Consider the following 26,314-nt stretch of genomic DNA (forward strand, 5'->3'; position numbering starts at 1 on the left):
GGGGACGTTAGGAATGACATTGAATCAGATTTTATATTTTCAGAAGATAGCGAATCTGGAAAATTATCATCAGGCGGCGGAAGAATTATATATATCACAGCCATCCCTGAGCCGGTCGATGGCGTCACTGGAAAATGAGCTGGGCGTGACGCTCTTTGAAAAAGAAGGACGCGGGGTGACCCTGACGAAGGCGGGGAAGATGTTTTTGGAGTACGCGGACCGGATTCTCACAGACTGCCACATAGCGGTCGGGAAAATGCGGGAAATTTCGATGAATGGGGGAAAGATCGACATCGGTTACGTGTTTCCGCTGGCCGGCCACTATATCCCGCACCGGGTCAAGCTCTTTTTAGAACAGCCGGAAAATCAAAAGGTTGTGTTTAATTTCTGGCAGAATCACACACCGGCGATTGCCAAAAAGGTAAAAACGGGTGAATTAGATGTAGGCTTTGGCGGCTGTCTGGAAAAGGATGACATGGAATTTTTCCCGGTGGCGAACCAGAAGCTTGTCATCATCACGCCGAAGGATCATCCGCTGGCAGAGCGGGAGAGTATTCCATTTGCGGAGCTGAACCGGTATCCGGTAATTGGATATGATAAGGACTCCTGGATGGGGACGCGCACCCGCGCGCTCTATGCGAAATACAACATCCAGCCGGATATCATTGTGGAGTGCCCGGACGAATATTCGATCGTCGCGCTGGTGCGGGAGAGTTTTGGCATCGCACTGATGCCGCGCACGGACATTCTGGAGCTTTCTCAGGGAGTCTGCATTCACCCGATTGAAAATCTGGACATTTATCACCAGATTTTTATGTTCTGGATGAAAGAACGCTACCGGCTTCCGGCGGTGGAACGCTTTATTGAATATATGAAACAGCAGGCGCGTCAGGACGGTCTGCAGGCGGAACGGGAAACCGATAGCAAAAACGTATTGAAAATTTACTTGAAAGATATTGTTAATTTTTAAGCAAAACGGTTAAGATAAAAGTGTCACAAACACAGGGATGCCTCTCATGCAATGGAGAAGGAGAATTTCATCATGAAGAGCAAATACCCGAAAATTTTTGAACCGATTACCATTAAGCGCATGACAATCAAAAACCGTGTTGCCATGACGCCGATGGGTACTAACTATGGCGAGACGAGCGGTGAGATGAGCAACCGCCATATGAATTATTATTCCCTGCGTGCCAAGGGAGGAACTGGTCTGATTATTCTGGAGAATGCCAATATTGAATATCCGGTTGGTTCCAATGGCACAAGCCAGATCCGCATCGATCACGACAGCTTTATGCCGCGTTATTATCAGTTAGTCGAGAATCTTCACAAGAATGGCGCGATGGTAGCGATTCAGGTCAACCATGCGGGTGCTTCTGCATCCTCTGCCAGAACCGGTATGGAGACGGTGTCTTCCTCCAATATCCCGACCAAGGCAGGCGGCGAGATTCCGCGTCCGATGACAAAGGAAGAGATCCTGACGACCGTAAAAAAATACGGCGAGGCGGCGAAACGTGTACAGGCGATCGGATTTGATGCGATTGAGATCCACTGCGGTCATTCTTATCTGATGAGTCAGTTTATTTCCCCGTATTACAACAAAAGAACCGATGAATTCGGCGGCTCTGTCGAGAATCGTCTCCGTTTCCCGAAGATGGTTCTGGAAGAGGTGCGGAAAAATGTAGGTCCGTGGTTCCCGATCATCGTCCGTATCTCTGCGGAAGAGCGCGTGCCGGGCGGCAACACGCTGGAAGACACACTGGAATACCTCGAATATCTGGATGAGTACGTAGATATGTACGATGTATCCTGCGGTCTGAACCCGTCCTTACAGTATCAGATTGACTCGAACTTCCTGCCGGATGGCTGGCGTTCCTACATGGCAAGAGCCGTGAAGGATAAATTTGGTAAACCGGTTATCAATGCGGGCAACTACCGCGATCCGGAGGTCGTTGAGAAAGTATTGGAGAGCGGCGATGTCGATATTGTCGGCATGGGACGCGGACTCATTGCAGAACCGAACTGGGTCAGCAAGGTGCAGAACGGTGAGGAAGAGATTCTTCGTAAATGCATCTCCTGTAACGTCGGCTGTGCGGGCAACCGAATCGGCGTCAACCGCCCGATCCGCTGTACCGTCAACCCGGCTGTTCCGGAGGGCGATATCTACAAGAAGCTGAAAGTCAATAAAAACTGCAACGTAGTTGTAGTCGGCGGCGGTACAGCCGGTCTGGAAGCAGCCTGCACGGCAGCCGAGGTTGGATGCAACGTATTCTTATTAGAAAAGAGTGGTAAATTAGGCGGACTTTCTACCTTCATCTCCGACCTGCCAAGCAAGAACCGTATGAAAGACTTCCCGAAATATCTGGAAGCACGTGCGAAGAGACTGAAAAACCTGTATGTTTTCCTGAACTGCGAGGCAACCGTGGACAAGATCAAACAGTTCAAGCCGGATATCATTGTCAACGCAACCGGTTCCGTTCCAGTCGTTCCGCCGATCAAGGGACTCAAGGAAAACATCGCAGCCGGTCATGTCGATACCATTTTCGAGATGATTCAGAAAGTAAAAGCCGGAGAATACCCGGAAGATTTCTGCAAGGGCAAAAAAGTGGTTGTAGTCGGCGGCGGCTCCGTTGGTCTGGATGTTGTGGAGTATTTCGCACCGCGCGGCGCGGAGTGTACCATCGTGGATATGCTCCCGCAGATTGGGATGCTGGCAGATCCGATCACGAAATGTTCCATGCGTGAGACACACGACAAATATGGTGTGAAAGAGTATGTGAATACTGCACTGCAGGAAGTCAAAGAAAACGCATTTACCGTGAAGCTGCCGGATGGCACGATCGAGGATCTGAACTTTGACCTCGGCTTCAACTGTCTGGGAATGCGCGCCAACAATCCGATTCTGGCACAGCTTGAAGAGGCATTTGACAACACAGATACCTTCATTTACCCGATCGGAGACTCTGTTCGCGCCCGCCGTATCATGGAGGGAACGATGGAAGGACGTGCGATTCTGAACGTGCTGGAAGCGAGAGGATTTTTAGAGCTGGCACCGTTGGAGTAAGAAATTGAATATCGTATTTGAAAGATTCTGACTGTTCGCTGAACGAATAATATCGTTTTATTTGATTATAAAAAATAGAAAAGAAAAGAGGAAATTATCATGCCAAACATTACAGGACATACCGAATTAGTAGGATTAATGGCTTACCCGATCCGTCATACACAGTCTCCGACCACCCACAACCTTGCCTATGACAAGAATGGCGACGATGTTATCCAGCTTGCGTTCGAGGTAGACAACGATACCCTGGAAGCAGCGGTTGAGAGTATCCGTGCGCTGAAGATGCTGGGTTCCAACATCTCCATGCCGAACAAGACCGTCGTTCACAAATATCTGGATGAGGTAGACGAGGCTGCAAAGCTGTGCGGCGCGATCAACACTGTAGTCAACACCCGTGACAAAGACGGCAATGTAACCGGATACCTGAAGGGTTACAACACTGACGGTATGGGCTACTGGCAGGGAATCAAGGAAGAAGGCATTGATTTCAAGGGAATGAAGATGGTTCTCATCGGTACTGGCGGTGCAGCAACCGCTATCGCAGTACGCGGCGCACTGGACGGCATTGCAGAGCTGCATATCTTCAATATCAAAGATAAATTCTATGCACGCGGCGAGGAGATCGTTGATATCATCAACAAGAACTCTAACTGCAAGGCCGAGATGCATGACCTGGGTGATCTGGCACTCTTAAAAGAGAAAATGCACGAAGCAGACATTTTCTGTGATGCAACCGGCGTTGGTATGCACCCGCTGGAGGATCTGTCCAATATCCCGGATCCGTCCTATTTCCGCAAGGATCTGATCGTAACTGATACGGTATATGCACCGCGTGAGACCGTGATGATGAAGCAGGCCAAAGAAGCTGGCTGCACCCGCGTATACAACGGCATGAGCATGATGCTGTTCCAGGCGCTGATCGCGATTGAACTGTATACAGGAAAATCAACACCGGTGGATTACATGAAGGAGAAGCTGGGAATCTAATAAAAATATAGCTCGAACAGCAACACCTATCCCCCACAGTTATACCTGCTATTCCGCATTAGCACTTGCGTTCATATCCTGATTCGGGTATAATAATAAAACACACTTTCAATGTAAAGTGCAAAAGTGATCTGAATGAATACAAGTGGAGAAGGATGAGACAGATGGATGAATTAAAGAAGCTGCGAAATGATCTGGACATGTGCGACGAGATTCTGATCGACGCCCTGCGGATGCGCTGCCAGATTATCCAGGAGATTACAAATTATAAACAGAAAAACGGACTTCCGATTTACCAGGCAGAGGAAGAAGAGCGCAAGAAGAGCAAGATGCTTGCGAAGCTGGATGATTATGAATACAAAAAATCAATCATGGCAGTTTACGACAGCGTCCTCTACCGGAGCAAACGGATTCAGTCCCATGAGCTGTTTGGGTTCAATATTTTCCTGATCGGATTTATGGGAGTCGGAAAGAGCACCGTTTCGAATGCACTGCAGAATACCTTTGCGATGGATGTATTGGAAATGGATGAAATGATCGCGAAAAAGAACAACATGAGCATTTCCGAGATCTTCGATCTGCACGGCGAGGCATATTTCCGCAACGAGGAGACAAACCTGCTCAAGGAGGTAGGAAACGAGAAGAACAAGATTGTATCCTGCGGCGGCGGCGTAGCGATGCGCGAGATCAATGTACAGGAGATGCGAAAGAGCGGCAAGATTATACTTCTGACCGCGAAGCCGGAGACGATTCTGGAGCGTGTCAAAGAGAACCATGACCGTCCGCTTCTGGAAAATAATAAGACAGTGGAATATGTTTCCGAGCTGATGGAGAAGCGCAGACCGGCGTATGAAGCGGCAGCGGATATTGTGATCGCGACCGATGGAAAATCAGCGAATGAGATCTGCGAGGAGATCATTGCACAGGTGAAGAAGTTTAAATAATGTGACTGCTCAGAAAGTTCTGACAGAGAAAACGAAAGGGGAAAAAGATGTCGAATCATATCACAGGACACACAGGTTTACTTTGTTTACTGGGAAGCCCGGTCGCACACAGTGTTTCGCCGGAGATGCACAACGAGGCGTGCAGCCAGTTGGGTCTGGATTATACATATCTGGCGTTTGATGTGCCGGAAGAGAAGATGCCGCAGGCGGTTGAGGGACTGCGGACGATGGGCGCGCGCGGCTGGAATATCACGATGCCGGGCAAAAATATCATGTGCAAGCTGGCAGACAAGGTTTCACCGGCTTCCGAGATTTCCGGCGCCTGCAATACGGTTGTCAACGACGACGGTGTTCTGACTGCTTATACGACCGATGGCGTCGGATTTATGCGTGCAGTTGCAGAAAATGGTGTAGACATCATTGGCAAGAAAATGACGCTTTTAGGCGCTGGCGGCGCCGCAACCGCGATTCTTGTACAGGCAGCTTTAGACGGCGTGGCAGAAATTAACGTATTTAACGTCAAGGACGCGTTCTATCCGAGAGCCGAGGAGATTGTAAAGAAACTGAACGAGCGCACAGGATGCAAGGTAACCCTGCATGATTACTCCGATCCGGAGATCCTGCGCCAGTCCATCGCAGACAGCGCGATTCTGGTAAATGGTACTTCCGTCGGCATGGCTCCGAAGACGGACAATACGATCATTACTGATACAACGATGTTCCACAAAGACCTGTTCGTATTCGATGTCATCTACAATCCTCAGGAGACCCGTTTACTGCGCGAAGCAAGAGCGGCAGGCTGCAAGACCAGCAACGGTATGTACATGCTTCTCTATCAGGGAGCTGCATCCTTTGAACTCTGGACAGGACAGCAGATGCCGGTGGAGATCATTAAAGAGAAATATTTTACAAAATAGGATTTGAAGAACGGCACACCGCATTCTCGCTACTTAGTGATGAGAATGCGGTGTGCCGCTTTTCAAAAAAATGTTTTCACAAATTCTTCACAAAATAATTAGCACTCTCCTCTTGACAGTGCTAATAACAAGTGTTATATTACTGCTAGAACAAAAAAGAAAATCAGTTCAATAAATTATAGATAGTTATGGTTCGAAGGGAGGCATGATTTATGAATATCAGTAAATTTACCCAGAAGTCTCTGGAAGCCGTTCAGAATACGGAAAAGCTGGCGTATGAATATGGAAACCAGCAGATTGATCAGGAACATTTGCTGTACAGTCTTTTGACTGTGGAAGACAGCTTGATTTTTAAATTAATAACAAAGATGGGAATCTCGGGCGACCAGTTCCGTGATGAGGTGCAGCAGGCGATTGGAAAGCTGCCGAAGGTATCCGGCGGTCAGGTGTATTTCTCCAACGATGCCAACAAGGTGCTGGTGAACGCGGAGGACGAAGCCAAGGCGATGGGTGACGAGTATGTTTCCGTCGAGCACTTATTTCTGGCGATGTTAAAACAGCCGAATAAGGCGGTCAAGGAACTGTTCCGTCTCTACGGCATTACGAAAGAGAGCTTTTTGCAGGCGCTTTCGACAGTGCGCGGCAACCAGCGTGTTGTCAGCGATAATCCGGAGGCAACGTATGACACTTTAAATAAATACGGTTACGATCTGGTGGAACGTGCGAGAGATCAGAAGCTCGATCCGGTCATCGGCCGTGACGGTGAGATCCGTAACGTGGTTATGATTCTCTCCAGAAAGACGAAAAACAACCCGGTTCTGATTGGTGAACCTGGCGTCGGTAAGACAGCCGTTGTCGAAGGACTGGCACAGCGTATCGTGCGCGGCGATGTCCCGGAGGGCTTGAAGGACAAGAAATTGTTTGCCCTGGATATGGGCGCTCTGATGGCGGGCGCGAAGTACCGCGGCGAGTTCGAAGAGAGACTGAAAGCGGTGCTTGACGAGGTCAAGAAGAGCGAGGGACAGATTATTCTGTTTATCGATGAGCTGCATACGATCGTCGGCGCGGGCAAATCCGAGGGCGCGATGGACGCCGGGAATATGCTGAAGCCGATGCTGGCGAGAGGTGAACTGCACTGTATCGGTGCGACGACCCTGGATGAGTACCGTAAATACATCGAAAAAGACGCAGCTCTGGAACGTCGTTTCCAGCCGGTTCACGTTGATGAGCCGACCGTGGAAGATACGATTTCCATTCTGCGTGGTCTGAAAGAGAGATATGAGGTTTACCACGGGGTCAAGATTACCGACTCTGCGCTTGTATCGGCGGCAATCCTCTCGGATCGTTATATTACGGATCGTTTCCTTCCGGATAAGGCGATCGACCTGGTTGATGAAGCGTGCGCGATGATCAAGACAGAGATGGATTCAATGCCGGCAGAGCTGGATGAACTGTCGAGACGTATCATGCAGCTGCAGATTGAAGAGGCTGCGCTTAAGAAAGAGACTGACCGCTTAAGTCAGGATCGCCTGGCAGAACTGCAGAAAGAACTGGCAGAGCTCAAGAGCAGCTTTTCGACCCAGAAAGCCCAGTGGGAGAATGAAAAATCTTCCGTTGATAAGCTGTCCAAACTGCGTGAAGAGATTGAGCATGTAAATGGCGAGATTCAGGCAGCGCAGCAGGCATATGACCTAAACAAAGCGGCTGAACTCCAGTACGGCAAGCTGCCGGAACTGCAGAAACAGTTGGCGGAAGAGGAAGAGAAAGTGAAAAATCAGGATCTCAGTCTGGTACATGAGAGTGTCACCGAGGATGAGATTGCCCGGATTATTTCGAAGTGGACCGGTATTCCGGTTGCCAAACTGACCGAGAGCGAGCGCAGCAAGACCCTGCATATGGACGAACTGCTGCATAAACGTGTCATCGGACAGGATGAGGGCGTTACCAAGGTAACGGAGGCGATTATCCGTTCCAAAGCGGGCATCAAGGATCCGACGAAACCAATCGGTTCGTTCCTGTTCCTAGGTCCGACCGGTGTCGGCAAGACAGAGCTTGCAAAAGCGCTGGCGGAGGCATTGTTTGATGATGAGAACAACATGGTTCGTATCGATATGAGTGAATACATGGAGAAACATTCCGTTTCCCGTCTGATCGGAGCGCCGCCAGGATATGTCGGATATGACGAGGGCGGTCAGCTGACCGAGGCAGTACGGCGCAAACCGTATTCCGTTGTCCTCTTCGATGAGGTTGAGAAAGCGCACCCGGATGTATTTAACGTCCTGCTGCAGGTTCTGGATGATGGACGTATCACGGATTCGACCGGCAAAACTGTCGATTTCAAGAATACGATCCTGATTATGACCTCCAACATCGGTTCCCAGTATCTGCTGGACGGCATCGATGAAAAGGGACAGATCAAGCCGGAGGCGGAAAGCTCCGTTATGCATGACTTGAGAGCTCACTTCCGTCCTGAGTTCCTGAACCGTCTGGATGAGATTATTCTCTTTAAGCCGCTGACGAAAGGCAACATCGGAGGCATCATTGAGCTTCTGATTGCAGATGTCAACAAACGTCTGGCGGATAAGGAATTAAAGATTGCCCTGACGGACGAGGCAAAGGATTTCATCATTGAAAATGGCTACGATCCGGTTTACGGTGCAAGACCGCTGAAACGGTACCTGCAGAAGAACGTTGAGACACTGGCAGCGAAGCTGATTCTGGCGGACGGCGTCCGTGCGGGCGATACGATAGAGATCGGGCTTTCGGATGGCAAGCTGACGGCTTCGGCTGTCCATAGCGCGTAAGCGGAAAACGTCTTACGGCGGATTTATAACTATTATATAGAAGAAACAATAGGGCGCGGAGAAGTGCGAAAGAGCTTCCTCTGCGCTCTTTTTATGTATTTCTGAGATTTTCACAGTCTTGACATTGCCCGGCAACTTTACTAAAATGATTCCATAATGACCGGACTATATCATTTGTTCCGGAAGTCAGTCAGATGAGGAGAAGATGAGATGAAAATTGCGATTGGAAATGACCATTCGGCGGTAGAACTGAAGAACATTATTGTGGATTTCCTGAAAGAAAAAGGAATCGAAGTGTTAAATCTGGGTACAGACAGCAGCGAGAGCTGTGATTATCCAGTTTACGGAGAGAAGGTAGGCCGTGCAGTTGTTTCCGGCGAAGCCGATCTGGGTATCGCAATCTGCGGTACCGGTCTTGGTATTTCACTGGCAGCTAACAAGGTAAAAGGCGTGCGCGCCTGCGTATGCAGCGAGCCGTACACAGCGGTGATGTCCCGCCGCCACAACGATGCCAATGTACTCTGCTTCGGCGCCCGCGTGGTAGGAAGTGAGCTTGCGAAGATGATCGTTGACGAGTGGATCAACGCAGAATTTGAGGGCGGACGCCATCAGAGACGCGTGGATATGATTATGGCGATTGAGGAGAAAGACTGATTCAGAGTCAGAGGTAACGGATGAAATCATAAGGCAGGCTGACAGCAGGATGCGGGATGCCTGTGAGAACAAAAAGAGGCAGCTGTAAAGAGATGGAGCAGCTGCGAAAAGAACAGGAGGAAGCAGGAAATGATCACAGAAGATATTCGCTACATCGGTGTAAACGACCATGACATTGACTTGTTTGAGGGGCAGCATCAGGTGCCAAATGGTATTTCATATAACTCATACGTGATTATGGATGAAAAGATCGCGATCATGGATACGGTAGACAAGCGCAAACAGACGGAATTTCTGGGAAATCTGGAAACCGCACTGGCTGGAAGAACCCCGGATTATCTGGTAATCAGCCACATGGAGCCGGATCATGCATCAAGTATCCAGGCAGTCGTAGAACGGTACCCGGAAATCACACTGGTAGGCAATGCGAAGACATTTCCGATGCTGAAACTGTACTTTGATCTTGATACCAGCCGTGTGCTGACGGTCAAGGAGGGCGATACCCTGAAACTGGGACGCCATGAGCTGACATTCATCATGGCACCGATGGTACACTGGCCGGAAGTTATGGTAAGCTATGATTCTTGCGACAAGGTGCTGTTCAGCGCCGACGGTTTCGGCAAGTTCGGTGCGCTTGATGTGGATGAGGACTGGGACTGCGAGGCGAGACGGTATTATTTCAATATTGTAGGAAAATATGGAATGCAGGTGCAGGCACTTCTTAAGAAAGCAGCCGGTCTTGAGATCCAGATTATCTGCCCGTTGCATGGACCGGTTCTGAAAGAGACGATCGGTCATGTGCTTGAAAAATACCAGATTTGGAGCAGCTACGGCGTTGAGTCTGAGGGTGTATTTATCGCATATGCGTCCCTGCATGGCAACACCGAGGATGCGGCGAAGAAATGCAAGGAAATTCTTGAGAAAAAAGGATGCCCGAAGGTGGCAATCGCGGATCTGGCGCGCGGTGATATGGCGGAGGCGCTGGAAGATGCATTCCGGTATGGAAAAATTGTATTGGCAGCACCGTCCTATGACGCGGGTGTGATGCCGGTTATGGCAGATTTCCTGCACCACTTACAGAGCAAGAATTACCAGAAACGCACCGTTGCCCTGATTGAAAACGGTTCCTGGGCGCCGAGTGCAGCGCGCACGATGAAGGGAATGCTGGATGCGATGAAGGAGATCACGGTGGTTGAACCGGTCGTTACGGTTCGCGGGGCGCTCAAGGAGAGCGATATTCCGTCGCTGGAGCAGATGGCGGAAGCGCTGCTGGCATAAGAAGCGTCTGGTGACAGTATTTAATGAGACCTGAAAAAGGCTTTTTTAAATAAAAAATCCGGAGAGACAAAAGTGTGGTTTTTATATTTATATATGAAAAATCCACTTGATGATTTTGTATGGATGACAGAAAAAGAATAGGAGAAACAGACATGGTAGATGAGGTAATGAAGTTCATTACAGAGGCAGACCCGGAAGTGGGAGAAGCCATTGAAGCAGAGGCAGCCCGTCAGAGAAGAAACCTGGAGCTGATCGCGTCGGAGAATATTGTATCGGAGCCGGTTATGATGGCGATGGGATCGGTATTAACCAACAAATATGCGGAGGGATATCCGGGAAAACGTTACTACGGCGGATGCCAGTGTGTCGATGTTGTAGAGTCCATCGCGATCGAGAGAGCGAAAAAACTGTTTGGCTGTGATTATGCAAACGTACAGCCGCATTCCGGCGCGCAGGCAAACATGGCGGTATTTATCGCAATGCTGAAACCGGGTGATACTGTTATGGGCATGAACCTGGATCACGGTGGACATCTGACACACGGAAGCCCTGTCAATTTCTCCGGTTTATATTTCAACATTGTGCCGTATGGTGTCGATGACAATGGCGTGATTGATTACGAAGAGGTAGAGCGCATTGCACTGGAAGCAAAACCGAAGCTGATCATTGCAGGTGCAAGTGCCTATGCAAGAGAGATTGATTTCAAACGTTTCCGTGAAATTGCAGACAAAGTAGGCGCATACCTGATGGTCGATATGGCTCATATCGCTGGTCTGGTAGCAGCCGGTCTTCACCAGAGCCCGATTCCGTATGCAGATGTTGTTACGACAACCACTCATAAGACACTGCGCGGACCGAGAGGCGGTCTGATTCTGGCAAATAAGGAAGCAGCTGAGAAGTTCAACTTCAACAAGGCGATTTTCCCGGGAACCCAGGGCGGTCCGTTAGAGCACATCATCGCTGGCAAGGCAGTCTGCTTCGGCGAGGCGCTGAAACCAGAATTTAAAGAGTATCAGCTTCAGGTAAAGAAGAATGCAGCAGCGCTGGCAGCCGCACTTCAGAAGCAGGGATTCAAGATTCTGACCGGCGGAACCGATAACCACCTGATGTTAGTTGATCTGCGCGGCATGGATATTTCCGGTAAAGAGCTGCAGAACCGCTGCGATGAAGTATACATTACCCTGAACAAAAATACCGTTCCGAACGACCCGAGAAGCCCGTTTGTTACTTCTGGTGTCCGCATCGGTACTCCGGCTGTTACCACCCGTGGACTCAAAGAAGAAGACATGGAAGTCATCGCAGAGTGCATTTGGCTGGCAGCTACCGACTTCGAGAACAAGGCAGATTACATCCGTGCGGAAGTGACGAAGCTGTGTGAGAAGTATCCGTTATATAAATAAGTAGAGAAGAATATGGAGCGAAAAATTTGCCAGTCTATAGATTCAGAAAAATGCTGGAAAATGAATGCACATATAACAATAAGAAAAAGGCTGTATTGCCTGCCGCATGGAAGCGCGCGGTAGGTGATACAGCCTTTTCTATTCCAACCATTTTTCCTAGAAATTAAGTTTTTGTCCAATTCCTTTTTCCAATGCTTTTTCATAGATAAGCTGTGCCGTCCGCACATCAAAGAGTCCCATGCCGACGGATTTAAAGCAGCGGGTCTCGTTCTGCTCATGCGGATGTCCCTGCTTGGTATCTTCGATCAGATCCTCGATAAAGTGGACGCGCTTCTGTGTCAGAACGCCCTTTTCCAGCGGAATTTTCAGATCGCCGCTCTCCTCGCAGGCATACGGAAGCTCGGTGTACGCGTTCTTGACGAGTTTCCACACCGCATCCGGCAGTTCGCGCCGTTCCGGACGCCAGGAGCCGATGGCAACAAAGCATTTGCCGCGAAGCAGCTCTTCATCATCCGGGTAGACCGGATCGACCGCCTGGGTGGCGGAGATCAGGACGCGGCTGTGCTCAGCCAGTTCACGGGTATCCGCGCAGGTATGAATCTGGATGTCGTTTTTTCCAAACGATGCCAGACGCGCCGATAAGCGCTCGATAAAGCCGGAAAGATCCTTAGCGTATGCGTCATACAGATAAATATCTGTGATCGGGCGCACCTCGCAGGCATAGAGAAGCTGGTGTAGTCCCTGCATACCGCAGCCAACCAGACCAACTGAGGCAGCATCCTCTGGAGCCAGATAGCGCAGTGCGACACCGCCGACCGCACCGGTCCGCATTGCGGTCAGGACACTTCCGTTCATAATCGCCTTCGGCAGACCGGTCTTTGCGTTATTTAAAATCATAAGTCCGTTCAGATACGGAATTCCCAGAGAGGGATTGTCCGGAAATTCGGATAACATCTTTGTACCGATGACGGAATCCAGAAAACACGGCATATAGAGCATCATATTTTTATCACGCTGTGCGATAAAACGATCCGGCATCTTATAATTGCCGCTTTTGTGAATCGCATACGCATCTTCGATTGCGTCCATGACATCCTCTAAGGTGACGGACTGCCACATTTCTTGTTCGCTGAGAAATAACATATCAAAACCTCCTGAATATTTATGAATGAAATAAAATATACATATTAAAATGGATTTATCACAAATCAAATGTGATTTGCATAGTTGGATTGTAGCAGTTTCACGTTTCAGTGTCAAGATGAAAATAGATTCAAGTCGAACGTCCGTGAGACTTGGCGCGTGATTCTGGTCAGCGAAGCTGACATATTCCTATCAGAATCACTGCGCATCCTCGCGGAGCGTTTATCTCAGTCGGAGACCCAACTCCCACTGAGATAAATTTGCTATTACACACCACCTGAAGAGGTGGGAATCTTCTCGACTGAGATAAAAATGAGTATCAGACAATGAAGTGAGAGAAAAAGATGACGGTAGTTTAATTTTTGATTCATTGGGAGCTCAAGAACGAAAAAAGAGAAGCCCAGGATGAGCGGACTCCCTTTTTTCGTGGTTAAACAAGATTAATGCGAAAATTATTTGTCGTAGAAATGAATGCGTTCCAGAATTTGCTTCTGGCTCTTGATTTCCATTTTGGAATAAATGGAAGCCAGATGCTTTTTGACAGTAGGGATGCTGACGAAGAGGGTGGAAGATATCTGATCGTTGGAATAGCCGCGCAGTAAAAGGCTTAAAACATTTACTTCTCGGTTCGTCAGGGAAAAATCCCGGCTGATCTGGGAAAGAGTACGATCCATCACATAGGATAAATCGAAGAACAGACATACAAAGCAGTCGTTGTCTGGTCCCTCCTTAAGATGGGAGCGGCTTACCTCCAGAAACAAAGGGCTGTTTTCCATCTTGTATTCGATATTTTGTCCGGTAATGCTTCCAGAACGGAGCAGCTGACGGCAAAGAGAGCGAAAACAGTTGGAAATGGGGTTGTTGGATAAATCTGCAAATCCATGATTCTCCATGTATGTACGGTAGGTTGTGTTGCACCCGATAAAATTCAGTTTATCGTCAAAACAGCCGATTCCGATGCAGTTGTAATTTTCCAGTACATGAAATGCCCGTCCGATGTTGAGCTCCCGCCCGTAATTTTTAAATACGTTGCAGAAATGCGGCTGGAATAACCGGACAAGGCTCAATTCATCTGGCAGGAAATTTTTTTTATCGTTGGATCGGTGGATGGAAAACACACCCCGCAGATCCCGGTTCCGAATCGAAAAATTCGTTTCAATGGAATCATGCAGCCCCATGGGAAGTAGAAATTCCTGAAAATAAAGAGAATTTTTTCGAACCTCCTGATTGAACAGCTGGTTGGTCAGGAAAGTTACATTACTGTCGGAGTCCAGAATCGACAGAACATCGTCCATATGGCAGTATTCTTCCTGATATCGCCGTTTCTGTTCATCATTCCAGTTGATGGTGTAGATGGAATGGGTTTTGTAATTCTGTCCCTGCTTTTGGTAAAACAAAAAATTTGCTTTTTCAAAAAAAACAATATTGTTCAGGTTCAGGAAAAAACTCTCCATCCGTTTTTCAAGAAGAATTGAATCGTCGTAAAGTTCAGCAATGATCTGATTGACGTTTTCAATTCGTGATGTTGTAAAAAGATTTTCAGCACTCATGAAGATGCCTCCTTTCCCGTGAGTATTCAATTAGTGAAAACAAAATGGAATCAATACTAGACTATAGTCCAACTATTGTTTTAAACTATTTTTAATAGACTGATAATATATAAAGCATAATAAAATGTTGTTATGATTATTGCAAGTGGAAAAACTTTGAAAATAGAAAAAGTATCCAAAAGTATACTATGATAGAACCGAAAGTATCTACCATTAACTGACGTCATGCATCATAATAACCAAAACACAAAAAACTTTGTATTAAAAATGATGTTTTTTGAAAGTTTTTGTCATGATATGATTTTAACAACGAGATTTCAGAAAACTGAAAGAGAACGGACAAAATTTTTAATACGGAGGAGCCTATGGAAAAAAAGAATGAATTTTGTTTGCAGGAGATTAAGGGGAGAAAGGCAGTAACCTGCATCGAGACACATACAGAGGGAGAGCCAACCCGAACCATTTTATCGGGATTTCCGGAAATTCCGGGGAACACGATGGAAGAAAAGATGCTCTATATGATGCAGGAACAGGACTGGATGAGAAAAGCAATTTGTTTTGAACCGCGAGGAAATGACGTAATGTCCGGAACGATTGTTACCAAGCCGTGCAATCCGGAGGCAGATTTTGGTGTTTTATATTACGAGGTTGGAAACTGGATGCCGATGTGCGGACATGATACGATCGGAGTTTCAACGGCACTGATTGAAAGCGGACTCTTAAAAGCGGAGGAACCGTATACATATGCGACCTTAGATACACCATCTGGACTGGTAAAAGTGAAAATTGAGGTGAAAGATGGCAAGGCGGTGCGGGTATCCTTTAAAAATGCCCCGGCATTTGTGATGAATCGGGATGTAAAGGTACAGGTTCCTGGATATGGTGAGATTCCGTTAGACATCGCATACGGTGGAAATGTATTTGCGTTAGTACCGGCATCGGCAATGGGCTTAAAGCTGGATAAAGAAAATGCAAAAGAGATTGTCGAAAAAGGAAATTATCTTAAAAAGTTTATCAATGAGCAGGTAACAGTCAAGCATCCGTATCTGGAAATCATGAACCAGGTAACGCATGTGGAATTTTTCGAACCGGGTACAGAAGGGGTTTCGGACGTAAAAAATTCAGTTGTCATTCCCCCGGCAGCGATTGACCGAAGCCCTTGCGGAACCGGTACATCAGCGAAGATGGCACTTCTTCATGCGGAAGGAAAGCTGGCAGTCGGACAGTCGTTTGTGCATGAGAGCCTGATTGGAAGTTTATTCCACTGCCATATCGTTGAAGAGACAGAGGTGGCAGGAATTCCGGCAGTAGTACCGGAGATCAGCGGACGGGCGTTTGTAATGGGAGAGAGTACATGGTTATTCGATCCGGACGATCCATTCCCGGAAGGTTTCTTATTAGGCTAAATCGATAGAAACAAAATAAGAGTTTAAAGGTACAGGGAGGTACTTCTGAGGGAAAGAAGTACCTCGGGAGTTCACATAAAAACAGTATAAAGGAGGATACTTTATGAAAAAGAGATGGCTTTGCGGTACGATGGCATTGGTAATCGGAGCGATGGCAATGGCGGGGTGTTCAGGCGGAAATTCTTCTTCATCCGCATCTGCAGCCGGAACCGAAGCAGCAGATAGTGGTTCCAGCGTAGATACTTCCGGAGCGGAGATGACGATCCGTGTAGCACATGTATGTGGAACCGGTTCTCCGTATGATTACGGTGCGAATGCTTTTAAAAAGCTGGTCGAGGAGGGCAGCAACGGACGGATTAAAGTAGAGGTTTATGCAGGCGATATGACAACCGACGAGGTTGAGTGTGTTGAGATGGTTCAGAATAATAACCTGGAAATCGGCTGGGTAGGAACTGGTGCACTGGGCGGATTTGTACCAGATTTAGGCATTTTTGAGCTTCCATTCCTGTTTGAGGATGAGGATAATGTCAATAAAGCGCTGGAGGGAGAATTTGGCAATTCCCTTCTGGAACAGTTAAGCGCGGTTGATGGAATTACAGGACTTGGTTTCCATGAGGATGGCTGGAGAAATATCCTGACTAAAGATAAGACAATTAATACCGTAGATGATATGAAGGGCGTTCGTATGAGAACCATGCAGAATGAAGTTTGCGTGGCAACCTACGAAGCACTTGGTGCTACACCGGTTGCATTGGCATCTGGCGAGCAGTTCACAGGACTTCAGAATGGCGTTGTAGATGGAACAGACAATAGTGCATTATATGCAGTAGCAGATGGTTATATTGAGGTTGTTAATAATATCTGCGATATTCATCATTACTATTCCAGCGGTATCATTGTTGCTTCTTCAAAATGGTATGAGGGTTTAAGCGAAGAAGACCAGAAACTCGTGAAAGAGTCAGCTATAAAAGCAGGCGAAGAGCAGAGAGCTTGGTTCCTGGAAAATGACGAGGCAAAGATTGCTGAGTATGAAGAAAAAGGTTATACCGTAACACGTCCGACTGATATTGATGCATGGAAAGAAAAAGTTGCTCCGGTATATGATAAAATGTACGCGGCACATCCGACCTGGGAAGGTCTGGTTGAGATGGTTCGCGCAGCGAAATAAAGTACAATAATTTTTGAACTATCATGTACTCCCGGAGCCTGTTTTCGGGAGTACATTTACAAAGAGGGGAGAAAAATGGCAGGATTGATTGAAAAACTTCACAAGATTGGCGACGTGATCAATACGGTTGCCAGAGTTGCATTAGGGGTTACGTCAATTGCTTTATGTATCGCGGTAATCGGCCAGTTTATTTTGCGATGGTTTGGAGCTACGATGCCATGGGCAACGGAGTTCTCCTGTTATATCTTCGTTTGGACCACGATGCTTGGCAGTGCCGTAGCAAGCCGTCATCTGCTTCATATCGGTGTTGACATGGTAATTAACTTGTGCCATGGAAAAACACGTCAGTTTATGCTGGTTCTGGCGGATGTGATTTTATTATTTGCACTTGTTTTATTTACAATTTCAGGTTGGAACTATACAGTTGCACAGATTCCACATCTGGGAACGACGATCAAGGTTTCGCTGGCGCTCTTTTATGCAGCCCTTCCGGTCAGCGGTCTCATTATGATTTATTATACATTTGTGCAGCTTCTTGAAAATATATGTTACGGGGAAGCGAAAAAGATTCCTCTTCCGGGGGATGAAGAGTAGGAGGTCAATATGTTCAGCAGTATAATTTTATTTGGAAGCTTTTTCTTGTTTCTTGCATTAGGCGTTCCGATTGCTTTTGTATTGATCGTAGCGACGGTCTCCTATGCGCTTTTAAGTACCGGTGATGCCAACCTGGCGTTGGTTCCGCAGCGAATTATCTATGGTATTAATAGTTTTACCATGCTTTGTCTTCCATTCTTCGCTCTGGCAGGAAATATTATGAATCACGGCGGTATTACCATGCGTCTGGTTCGTTTCGCACAGGCATTCGTTGGACATATCAAGGGTGGTCTGGCGATGGTAGACATCCTGGTATGTATGATGTTTGGTACAGTTTCAGGCTCGGCGGTAGCTGGTACGGCGGCAGTTGGATGCCTGATGATTCCGGCAATGAAGGATGAAAAGTATGATCCGGCGTTTACAGCAGGTCTGACCGCGTGTGCATCCTGCTGCTGCCCGATTATCCCACCGAGTCTGGCATTCGTTATTTACGGTGCGGCAGCGAAGGTATCCGTTGGCGATATGTTTATCGCCGGAGTAGTACCGGGTATCCTGATGGGTATTATCATGATGCTGGTTGTTTATGTATTTGCAGTGAAACGTGATTTTTCAGCAGGTCCTAAGACAAGCTGGAAGGAAAAATGGGAAGCAACCAGACAGGCACTTCCATGTATCGGACTTCCGATCATCGTTGTTGGCGGTATCATGGGTGGTTTCTTTACTCCGACCGAGGCAGCGGCGGCAGCGGTTCTTTATTCCCTGATTTTGTCGGCATTTGTATACCGGACCGTTGGCTGGAAAGAGCTCTGGAAATCGATTATCGACAGCGCGATCGACAGTGGTACGGTTATGCTGATTGTCGGCGGCTGCTATCTGTTTGGATGGGTTATCTCCAATGAGAGATGGGCAGTTTCTGTAACGAATATGCTGGTTGGTCTTCATACTTCTTTAGCAGTGAAACTGTTACTGGTCAATCTGGTTCTTCTGGTTGTTGGTATGTTTATGGATAGTGCTCCGGCAATCATGCTGGTAGCGCCGATTCTGGCACCGGCGATGGCAAGCCTGGGCGTTGACCCGATTCAGACTGGTATGATTGTCTGCCTGAACCTGACCATCGGTCTGGCAACTCCGCCGGTAGGTGTCTGCTTATACACGGCAACCAATATTGCAAGATGTAAATTTGGAGATACGGTTCGAAATGCAATACCATTCCTGGTAGCGATGCTGGCAGCATTAGCGATTATTACGAATGTTCCGGTAGTATCCAGAATTCCATTTATTTTAATGGGACGATAGAAACGAGAGGGGACGTTGAAGTTGGACGTTCCCTTTTCCTTTACAAAAACACGAATCAAAAATGATGAATAAAAAACATGGAATGATTGATACAAAAAGGAGGACAAACCATGGAAAAACTACCCTGCAGTATCTTCAATGATGTACTCGGTCCGGTGATGCGCGGACCTTCCAGTTCCCATGTGGCGGGGGCGGCGCGGATCGCCTCCATGATCCGGCAATCTCTGGATGCACCGGTGAAAAAAGCGATTGTTGATTTTGATGTCAATGGTGCGCTGGCGGCATCGCACACGGGACACGGAACGGATATGGGATTTGCCAGCGGACTTTTGAATATGGAGCTGGATGCGGCGTCCGTAGGGCTTCAGAATATCACAGGGCTTGCCTGCGATCCGGTCGGAAACCGTGTTGAATGGCCATGTCTCGGCAAAAATATCATGGGAGGAAGCAATGCGCTCGCCAGCGCCAATATGATTCTGGCAGGTTATGACAAGGTGATCCCGCTGGATGAGACAATAGGCGCAATCTATGAGATCGGTCTGTCACTGCCGCTGGAACTGCGTTGTACCTTTGGTGGTCTTGGAAAGACAAAGACTGCCCGGGAGATTCTGAAGCGGTCCGACGCGCATTTTCCGGGGGAAGAGGCGCGGTAGGTGTAATTCGAAACATCGTGAAAGGACAGTTACAGTTTGTGTAAGGTGCGTACTGTAAGGTGGCATATCTTTTTAAGATCTGAAATAAAAATTGATTAAATAACTCTATAGAGATATAATATTAATAAAAATATCTCTATAGAGTTATTTTTATTAAAACGAATCTATTTTTTATATACCACATGTTTCTACTTGCTCCCATAATAGATAAGGAGGTTCCTCAGAATGAGAAAAATTTTATATCACGGTTCCTTGGAAATTATTTCTACTCCTATGTATGGTCAGGGAAAGGTCTATAATGACTACGGACAGGGCTTTTATTGTACGGAGAGTCTGGAGCTGGCGAAGGAGTGGTCGTGCGCCGAGCGAGAGGACGGCTATGTGAATCAGTATGAAATGGATGAAACCGGTCTTTTGATTTTAAATTTGATGGAGAAGCACTACAGCGTTCTTCATTGGCTGGCGATTTTGATGAAATACCGGAAAATCCGCCTTTCTTCGGCGGTCATGAAACGGGGAAGAGAGTGGCTGCTGGAACATTTCCTCCCGGATGTGGACGGATATGATGTGGTGATTGGGTACCGGGCGGATGATTCGTATTTTTCATTTGCAAGGGCGTTTGTAAATAATGAAATATCGTTAGAGCAGCTTTCGTATGCGATGCGGTTGGGAAAATTGGGAGAGCAGTATGTATTAAAGAGTCAGAAGGCATTTCAGGCGATACACTTTCTTTCTTATGAAGGAGTAGATTCAGTGGAATATTATGTAAAACGAAGAGCCAGGGATGAGCAAGCTAGAAATGCATACCGGAAAAAGGTGGAAGAGGATGATATCGACGGTATTTATATGCGGGATTTGATTCGAGGGGAGGTGTCGGCTGAGGATGAGCGCTTATGGGATTGAATATCTGGATGATGCGATGAGAAATCTGGGGGAAATGACAGATTATGCGGTCAATGCCTGTGGGATGGATCTGGAAGATTTTTGGAAATTGTTTCTTACAACTGGGTATGCAGAAAAATTTGGGGAAGGTGTACCAAGAGTAGTGAGCGGCTTTTCTGGAACGGAGCTTGCGGAGGAAGTGCTTCGAAAAGCGGGAAAAAAGGACGAACTGCCGGAACCGCAGGTAGAATTTACCTGTTCCAGAGAGTATTGGAGTGGCTGGATACTGGCGTATTATCAGTGGTACAGTGAGAAGAAATTTAAGGAAATTGAAGCAGGGCTTCCGGTCCGGGAGGTTGTGGAAATGTATCCGGCACTTCATGAAGCTCCGGAGGATAAATTTGTTGAGGCGGCAGACAGAATCATTCGAAGAAAAGAGCAGGGAAAAAACGCGTTGCGGCGGATCCGGAAGATGGCGGGATATACCCAAAAGGATCTTTCAGAGCAATCGGGGGTTACGCTGCGGAGTATTCAGCAGTATGAACAGGGAAAAAAGAAGATTCAAAAAGCATCCGCAGAAACCGTGCGTGCGCTTGCACGGTCACTGGGATGCCAGATGGAAGATTTGCTGTAATTGCGAAGGGATTTGACAGTTTCAATTTGCTATAGCGCCGTCGCCTTCGGCAGACTAAAAATAAATTCCGTCCCCACGCCCTCGGTGCTGACAACGTCGATATTTTCCCCATGTGCCTGAATAATCTCTTTGACAATCGCAAGCCCCAGCCCGGTGCCCTTTTTATCTTTTCCGCGCGATAAGTCGGTCTTGTAGAAACGTTCAAAGATTTTCTTCTGGCTGTCCTTCGGGATGCCGATGCCGGTGTCTTTGACGGAAATGAAGATTTTTTCATACCGGATGGAGGTCTGGATGTAAATGATCGAATCCTCGTGGCTGAATTTGATCGCGTTGTCGATCAGGTTGTAGAGAACCTGTTGGATTTTTCCGAGATCGGCGTAGACCATCTGGATGCTATCCGCAAAGGTCAGGTCAAACGTGATGCCTTTCGCGCTGCACGTGCCCTCGAAGGTTGCGGCGGTATCCTTGATCGTCCGGTTGATATCGAAATTTGTCCGGGTTAAGTAGCCTTTGCTGTCCAAGGAGTTGAGTGTCAGCATGCCTTGGGTCAGCTTGTTGAGGCGTTCGGTTTCGGAAATGACGATGTGCAGGTATTTATGATAGAGTTCCTGCGGGATTGTGCCGTCGAGAATCGCCTCGAGATAGCCCTTGATGGAGGTCAGCGGCGAGCGGAAATCGTGCGATACGTTCGCGATGAAATTGTGCTGGTACTGTTCCATTTCATTTAACTCGCTGGACATATAGTTTAATGTGCTGGCGAGATAGCCGATCTCGTCGTGGGTGGTAATCGGGATATTGTGTGCCAGGTTTCCGGCTGCATATTCATTGGCTGCGACCGTAATCTTTTTGAGCGGGAAATAGACCACTTTTGTAAAAACAAGAAGCACCACCAGGGATAGGAAGAACAGGATGATCGATGTTATGTAAATAATATTTAGAAATCCGTTCTGTTCCGCCTCAATGTTCTGGATTGGCATATGAATCACGATGTAGCCGTAGGTCTTCATATTGCCTGTGATCGGGGCGGAAACGGAGAGTACTTTGCTGTCAAACAGGTTGTAATACTGTCCGATGGAATAGAGCCGGTTGCCCTGTGCGGTCGGGTCGAAATCGTCGATTGCGATGCCGGTACGACTGTCGCTGCTGTCCGCAACGATGGTGCCCTCATGGTTCAGGATCCAGATATCCGATTGCAGATAGGCGGAAACCGCCTCGAGCTGTGGGTATGCCGAGTCGAGATTGATGGTTTTGCCCTCGTAGGCTTTGCTGCACCGATCGGCAATCATGGTCGCCTCGTCATACAGAACCTCCGATTCGCGTTCCACCAGATGGTGGTAGGTCATCTCAGATGAGATGGTCGCGATCGTGATGAATCCAAGCAGACCGAAGATGAGATAGCCGATCAGCAGTTTATAATAAAGAGAATGTGTGTAGTGGTTTGATTTCATGGTAAACCTCCGGTTACCTCTTCACGTAACAGTTCAGTTCCTTTACTAACAGTTACCGTTTTACCTCAAATTTATATCCAATCCCCCAGACGGTCGTCAGCGCCCACTTGTCGTTGCCCTTGATTTTTTCACGGAGCCGCTTGATATGGACATCTACCGTCCGCGTGTCGCCGATGTATTCATATCCCCAGATATGGTCGAGAAGTTGCTCCCTTGTGAATACCTGGTTTGGTGAGGACGCGAGGAAATAGAGCAGTTCCAGTTCCTTCGGCGGCAGCTCGATCGAGTGTCCGTTGTAAATGACGGAGTAGTTCGTCAGGTTGACGATGAGATCCGGATATTCGACAAAATTGCCATGCTGTTCGGTCACGGACGATGCAGGCATCTGCACCGGCAGCTGGTAGCGCCGCAGAACGGCTTTGACTCTGGCAACCAACTCTTTCGAATCGAATGGTTTGATCATGTAGTCATCGGCGCCCAGCTCCAGCCCCAGCACCTTATCAAAGATTTCGCCCTTGGCGGAGAGCATGATGATTGGCACCTGGGAGGTACTTCGCAGTTCCCGGCAGACCTGATAGCCGTCGATGCCCGGAAGCATCAGATCAAGGAGAATCAGGTTGGGCTGAAATTCGGGAAATACCCGGAGAGCTTCTTCCCCGTCTCCGACAATTTTCGTTTCAAAACATTCTTTCGTCAGGTAAAGTGAGATTAGTTCAGCAATGTTGTAGTCGTCATCTACGATGAGAATGCGCTGCTTTTCAGCCATGTTGATTCCTCCTGTTTTTTTGGATATTTGTAACTGTTCAGTACCTTCACAGTTATGGATATTTCTTATTTAAATGTCACGATTGTAACGCCTGTATCGCCTTCGCCAAACTCGCCAAGCCGGTATTCCTTGACATAGCTTAATTTCTTCAAGTGGCGGTGTACGCCCGCTTTCAAAGCGCCGGTTCCACGACCATGTACGACGCGGACCTGCGGAAGATGCGCCAGGTAGGCATCATCCAGGTATTTGTCGAGTACCGGGATCGCCTCATCGACGGTCATGCCAATCAGGTTGACCTCCGGCGATACGCTGAAGGACTTGGACATCTTGATCTTGCTGCTTCCGCTTCCGGATCCGCGGGAACCACCCGTATGCGTGCCGGAAAGTCCCGGTCCGGTGATGGATGCTTCCTCGACCATTTCCAGATCGCGGATATTGACGAGGGAGCGCAGAATTCCCATCTGTACATACAGATCGCCCTTGGCGTTCGGCAGGGAGCTGACGGTTCCCTTTAAATTCATCGAGAGAACGCGCACGGTATCGCCGAGACGCAGCTTTTTCGCGGAAACGGCTTTTTTCGGTGCGGCGGTTTTCTTAACTGCCAGTTTCTTGTCTACATCCTGGATCTTGCCGCGTAGCTTGGTCCGCTCAGCTTCCAGTTCTTTATTGACGCCGGAAGACTTGGCAAGCTTGTTGATGTTGCGGATCGTCTGATCGGCGGTGTCCTTCGCATCCTGAAGGATCTTCTGAGCTTCCTCGCGGGCTTTGGAAAGCATTTTTTCCTTCTGCTCGGAGAAACGTTCTTCCTTCTGCTGGAGGCGGTTCTTCAGCGTTTCAATTTCCTGTTTATAGGAGGCGATCTCTTCGCGCTCTTTTTCAATGGTCACGCGGCTGTTTTCCAGATTGGCAAGCAGATCCTCGAAGGATTCGTCCTTCTGCTCCATCTGGTTTTTCGCCTCGTCGATGATATAATCCGGCAGCCCCAGCTTGCGGGAAATGGCAAATGCATTACTTTTTCCTGGAATACCGATGAGCAGGCGGTAGGTCGGGCGGAGAGTCTCGACGTTGAACTCGCAGCAGGCATTTTCAACGCCTGGCGCGGTCAGCGCAAAGACTTTTAATTCGCTGTAATGCGTGGTTGCGATCGTCCGGCAGGTCATGTTGTGCAGGAAATTTAAAACCGCAATCGCCAGCGCCGCGCCCTCGGTCGGGTCGGTACCGGAACAGAGCTCATCGAAGAGACAGAGCGAATTGGCGTCCGCCTCATTTAAAATCGAAACGATATTCGTCATATGGGCGGAGAATGTACTCAGATTCTGCTCGATGCTCTGCTCATCGCCAATGTCGGCAAATACATTGTCAAAAACAGCCAACTCGGATCCCTCAAATGCCGGGATATGGAGTCCTGACTGCCCCATCAGGGTAAAGAGTCCGACGGTTTTTAAAGAAACGGTTTTACCACCCGTGTTTGGACCCGTCACAATCAGAAGGTCAAACGAATCGCCAACCCAGATGTTGATCGGAACGACCTGTTTCGGATTTAAGAGCGGATGGCGTCCGTCCTTGATATTGATATACCGTTTGTTGTTAAATTTCGGTTCCACGCAGTTATAGTGGCGGGAAAGAGCTGCCTTTGCGAAAATAAAATCGAGCTCTGCCAGAATCGAAAGATCCGAGAGGATCGCGTCGGTGTAAGGCATAAGCTGGCTGGAAAGAGCTGCCAGAACAAATTCAATTTCCCGTTTTTCCTGGATTTCCAGCTCGCGCAGTTCGTTGTTCAGCTTGACGATCGCGAGCGGCTCGATAAATACAGTCGAACCGGTCGAGGACTGGTCATGTACCATGCCTGGGACCTGGGATTTATACTCAGCCTTGACCGGCAGGCAGTAGCGCCCGTCGCGCATTGTGATGACGGCATCCTGTAAATAGGTTCGGCTGGAATTTAAAATAGAATTTAACTGGGTATGGACGCGTCCGCCCACGATCTTCATGGAGCGGCGCACTTTGGCAAGTCCCGGACTTGCGTCATCGCTGACCTCATCCTCGGATGGCAGGCAGCGCTTGATCTCATTGTTGACCGGCGTCAGCGGATCCAGGGCGCGGAAGCGCTCATCAAGGGAATCATCTGGAAATTCTTCGGATTTCTCATGGCGTCCGTAGCTCTGCGCGCGGGCAGCGACTGTCAGCAGGGAGCTGACAGCGAGAAGCTCCGGGATCCCCAGGGAACTTCCGATTTCCAGACGTTTCATGGAACCACGCACATCCTTCACGCCGCCGAAGGAGAGACTTCCCTTCATGCGGACGCGCGTCAGGGCATCGGTCGTCTCCGTCTGGCTCTGCCGGATCGTCCCCAGATCACAGGACGGCTGCAGTTCCCGGCACATCTGTTTTCCCATCTCCGTGGAGGCGTACTCCGTGAGCTGGTCGATGATCTTTGTATATTCGAGAGTTTTTAATGCTTTTTCATTCATGTTGTGGTAATCCTCTTATTTAAATGGTGTTCACATGATACCGTGACCACTGAATTCGTGAAAGATCTCATTAAGTGGTCAGGTATAAGTTCTCACTAGACTCGAAAAGACCTCGTCAAGTGTTCACATTATATCACATTCCCCGCTGTCTAGCCAAGCATTCGCACTTTTTTCTTGCATAACCTTAAGAAGGAAAGTATAATTAGGATATGTTATGCAAAGGGGAAAGTGAAATGCCGGATTCAGAAGAACTTG

At 48.1% G+C, this 26,314-nt stretch carries 21 protein-coding genes; 16 read left to right on the plus strand and 5 right to left on the minus strand.

Annotation, left to right across the window (positions count from 1 at the left end; translation table 11 throughout):
- The first annotated feature begins 13 nt into the window (after nt 1–13).
- From DW931_RS11830 to glyA, 9 genes are all read left to right on the plus strand, one after another.
- On the plus strand, nt 14–970 hold the full coding sequence (locus DW931_RS11830) for a LysR family transcriptional regulator (protein WP_118469295.1): 957 nt from the start codon (nt 14–16) through the stop codon (nt 968–970).
- 72 nt (nt 971–1,042) lie between these two features.
- A complete protein-coding gene (locus DW931_RS11835) occupies nt 1,043–3,064 on the plus strand; it encodes an FAD-dependent oxidoreductase (protein WP_118469293.1) in 2,022 nt (673 codons plus the stop codon).
- Between the two features lie 99 nt (nt 3,065–3,163).
- Nucleotides 3,164–4,051, plus strand: a complete 888-nt coding sequence (locus DW931_RS11840; RefSeq protein ID WP_022358823.1) for a shikimate dehydrogenase — start codon at nt 3,164–3,166, stop codon at nt 4,049–4,051.
- A 164-nt stretch (nt 4,052–4,215) separates the two neighbouring features.
- Nucleotides 4,216–4,995 carry a shikimate kinase gene (locus DW931_RS11845; protein WP_107001851.1) on the plus strand — a complete coding sequence of 260 codons (780 nt, stop codon included), beginning with the start codon at nt 4,216–4,218 and terminating at the stop codon, nt 4,993–4,995.
- A gap of 47 nt (nt 4,996–5,042) precedes the next feature.
- Complete coding sequence (gene aroE, locus DW931_RS11850; RefSeq protein ID WP_118469291.1) at nt 5,043–5,912, plus strand: shikimate dehydrogenase; 870 nt, start codon at nt 5,043–5,045, stop codon at nt 5,910–5,912.
- A 212-nt stretch (nt 5,913–6,124) separates the two neighbouring features.
- The gene (gene clpB / locus DW931_RS11855; RefSeq protein ID WP_107001854.1) at nt 6,125–8,716 is read left to right on the plus strand and encodes an ATP-dependent chaperone ClpB; all 2,592 of its coding nucleotides are present in this window, start codon (nt 6,125–6,127) and stop codon (nt 8,714–8,716) included.
- Between the two features lie 210 nt (nt 8,717–8,926).
- Nucleotides 8,927–9,370 carry a ribose 5-phosphate isomerase B gene (rpiB, locus tag DW931_RS11860; RefSeq protein ID WP_022358818.1) on the plus strand — a complete coding sequence of 148 codons (444 nt, stop codon included), beginning with the start codon at nt 8,927–8,929 and terminating at the stop codon, nt 9,368–9,370.
- A gap of 129 nt (nt 9,371–9,499) precedes the next feature.
- Complete coding sequence (locus DW931_RS11865; RefSeq protein WP_118469289.1) at nt 9,500–10,648, plus strand: FprA family A-type flavoprotein; 1,149 nt, start codon at nt 9,500–9,502, stop codon at nt 10,646–10,648.
- Between the two features lie 152 nt (nt 10,649–10,800).
- A complete protein-coding gene (gene glyA, locus DW931_RS11870; protein ID WP_022358816.1) occupies nt 10,801–12,048 on the plus strand; it encodes a serine hydroxymethyltransferase in 1,248 nt (415 codons plus the stop codon).
- 156 nt (nt 12,049–12,204) lie between these two features.
- Here glyA and DW931_RS11875 read toward each other — a convergent pair whose 3' ends face one another.
- Together DW931_RS11875 and DW931_RS11880 are read right to left on the minus strand one after the other, a co-directional pair.
- Entirely contained in the window at nt 12,205–13,191 is a 987-nt protein-coding gene (locus tag DW931_RS11875; protein ID WP_118469287.1) for an ornithine cyclodeaminase family protein, read from the minus strand.
- A 452-nt stretch (nt 13,192–13,643) separates the two neighbouring features.
- The gene (locus tag DW931_RS11880; RefSeq protein WP_118469285.1) at nt 13,644–14,741 is read right to left on the minus strand and encodes a helix-turn-helix transcriptional regulator; all 1,098 of its coding nucleotides are present in this window, start codon (nt 14,739–14,741) and stop codon (nt 13,644–13,646) included.
- A 365-nt stretch (nt 14,742–15,106) separates the two neighbouring features.
- Here DW931_RS11880 and DW931_RS11885 point away from each other — a divergent pair, with 365 nt between their 5' ends.
- The 7 genes from DW931_RS11885 (at nt 15,107) to DW931_RS11915 (ending at nt 21,374) form a co-directional block, all read left to right on the plus strand.
- Nucleotides 15,107–16,147 (plus strand): proline racemase family protein, encoded by a 1,041-nt coding sequence (locus tag DW931_RS11885; protein WP_207663588.1) that lies wholly within the window; start codon nt 15,107–15,109, stop codon nt 16,145–16,147.
- Nucleotides 16,148–16,250: 103 nt separating this feature from the next.
- Complete coding sequence (locus DW931_RS11890) at nt 16,251–17,315, plus strand: TRAP transporter substrate-binding protein (protein ID WP_022358811.1); 1,065 nt, start codon at nt 16,251–16,253, stop codon at nt 17,313–17,315.
- A gap of 75 nt (nt 17,316–17,390) precedes the next feature.
- Nucleotides 17,391–17,909 (plus strand): TRAP transporter small permease, encoded by a 519-nt coding sequence (locus tag DW931_RS11895; RefSeq protein ID WP_118469284.1) that lies wholly within the window; start codon nt 17,391–17,393, stop codon nt 17,907–17,909.
- A gap of 9 nt (nt 17,910–17,918) precedes the next feature.
- Nucleotides 17,919–19,205: a TRAP transporter large permease gene (locus DW931_RS11900; RefSeq protein ID WP_118469282.1), complete on the plus strand. Its 1,287-nt coding sequence runs from the start codon at nt 17,919–17,921 to the stop codon at nt 19,203–19,205.
- A gap of 110 nt (nt 19,206–19,315) precedes the next feature.
- A complete protein-coding gene (locus tag DW931_RS11905) occupies nt 19,316–19,858 on the plus strand; it encodes an L-serine ammonia-lyase, iron-sulfur-dependent, subunit alpha (protein WP_118469280.1) in 543 nt (180 codons plus the stop codon).
- 225 nt (nt 19,859–20,083) lie between these two features.
- Nucleotides 20,084–20,761, plus strand: a complete 678-nt coding sequence (locus DW931_RS11910; RefSeq protein ID WP_107001858.1) for a DUF3990 domain-containing protein — start codon at nt 20,084–20,086, stop codon at nt 20,759–20,761.
- Nucleotides 20,742–21,374: a helix-turn-helix domain-containing protein gene (locus DW931_RS11915; protein ID WP_022358806.1), complete on the plus strand. Its 633-nt coding sequence runs from the start codon at nt 20,742–20,744 to the stop codon at nt 21,372–21,374. Before DW931_RS11910 ends, DW931_RS11915 begins: the two co-directional genes overlap by 20 nt.
- A gap of 29 nt (nt 21,375–21,403) precedes the next feature.
- Here DW931_RS11915 and DW931_RS11920 read toward each other — a convergent pair whose 3' ends face one another.
- The 3 genes from DW931_RS11920 to DW931_RS11930 all read right to left on the minus strand — a co-directional run bounded on the left by DW931_RS11920 (nt 21,404) and on the right by DW931_RS11930 (nt 26,059).
- Nucleotides 21,404–22,822, minus strand: coding sequence for a HAMP domain-containing sensor histidine kinase (locus DW931_RS11920; protein WP_107001859.1), 1,419 nt, complete (start codon nt 22,820–22,822; stop codon nt 21,404–21,406).
- Nucleotides 22,823–22,874: 52 nt separating this feature from the next.
- A complete protein-coding gene (locus tag DW931_RS11925; protein WP_107001860.1) occupies nt 22,875–23,588 on the minus strand; it encodes a response regulator transcription factor in 714 nt (237 codons plus the stop codon).
- Nucleotides 23,589–23,653: 65 nt separating this feature from the next.
- Nucleotides 23,654–26,059 carry an endonuclease MutS2 gene (locus DW931_RS11930; RefSeq protein WP_117796702.1) on the minus strand — a complete coding sequence of 802 codons (2,406 nt, stop codon included), beginning with the start codon at nt 26,057–26,059 and terminating at the stop codon, nt 23,654–23,656.
- Nucleotides 26,060–26,314 lie beyond the last annotated feature (255 nt).

Source organism: Clostridium sp. AM43-3BH (genome assembly GCF_003479985.1).
Taxonomy (GTDB): Bacteria; Bacillota; Clostridia; order Lachnospirales; family Lachnospiraceae; genus Otoolea; species Otoolea fessa.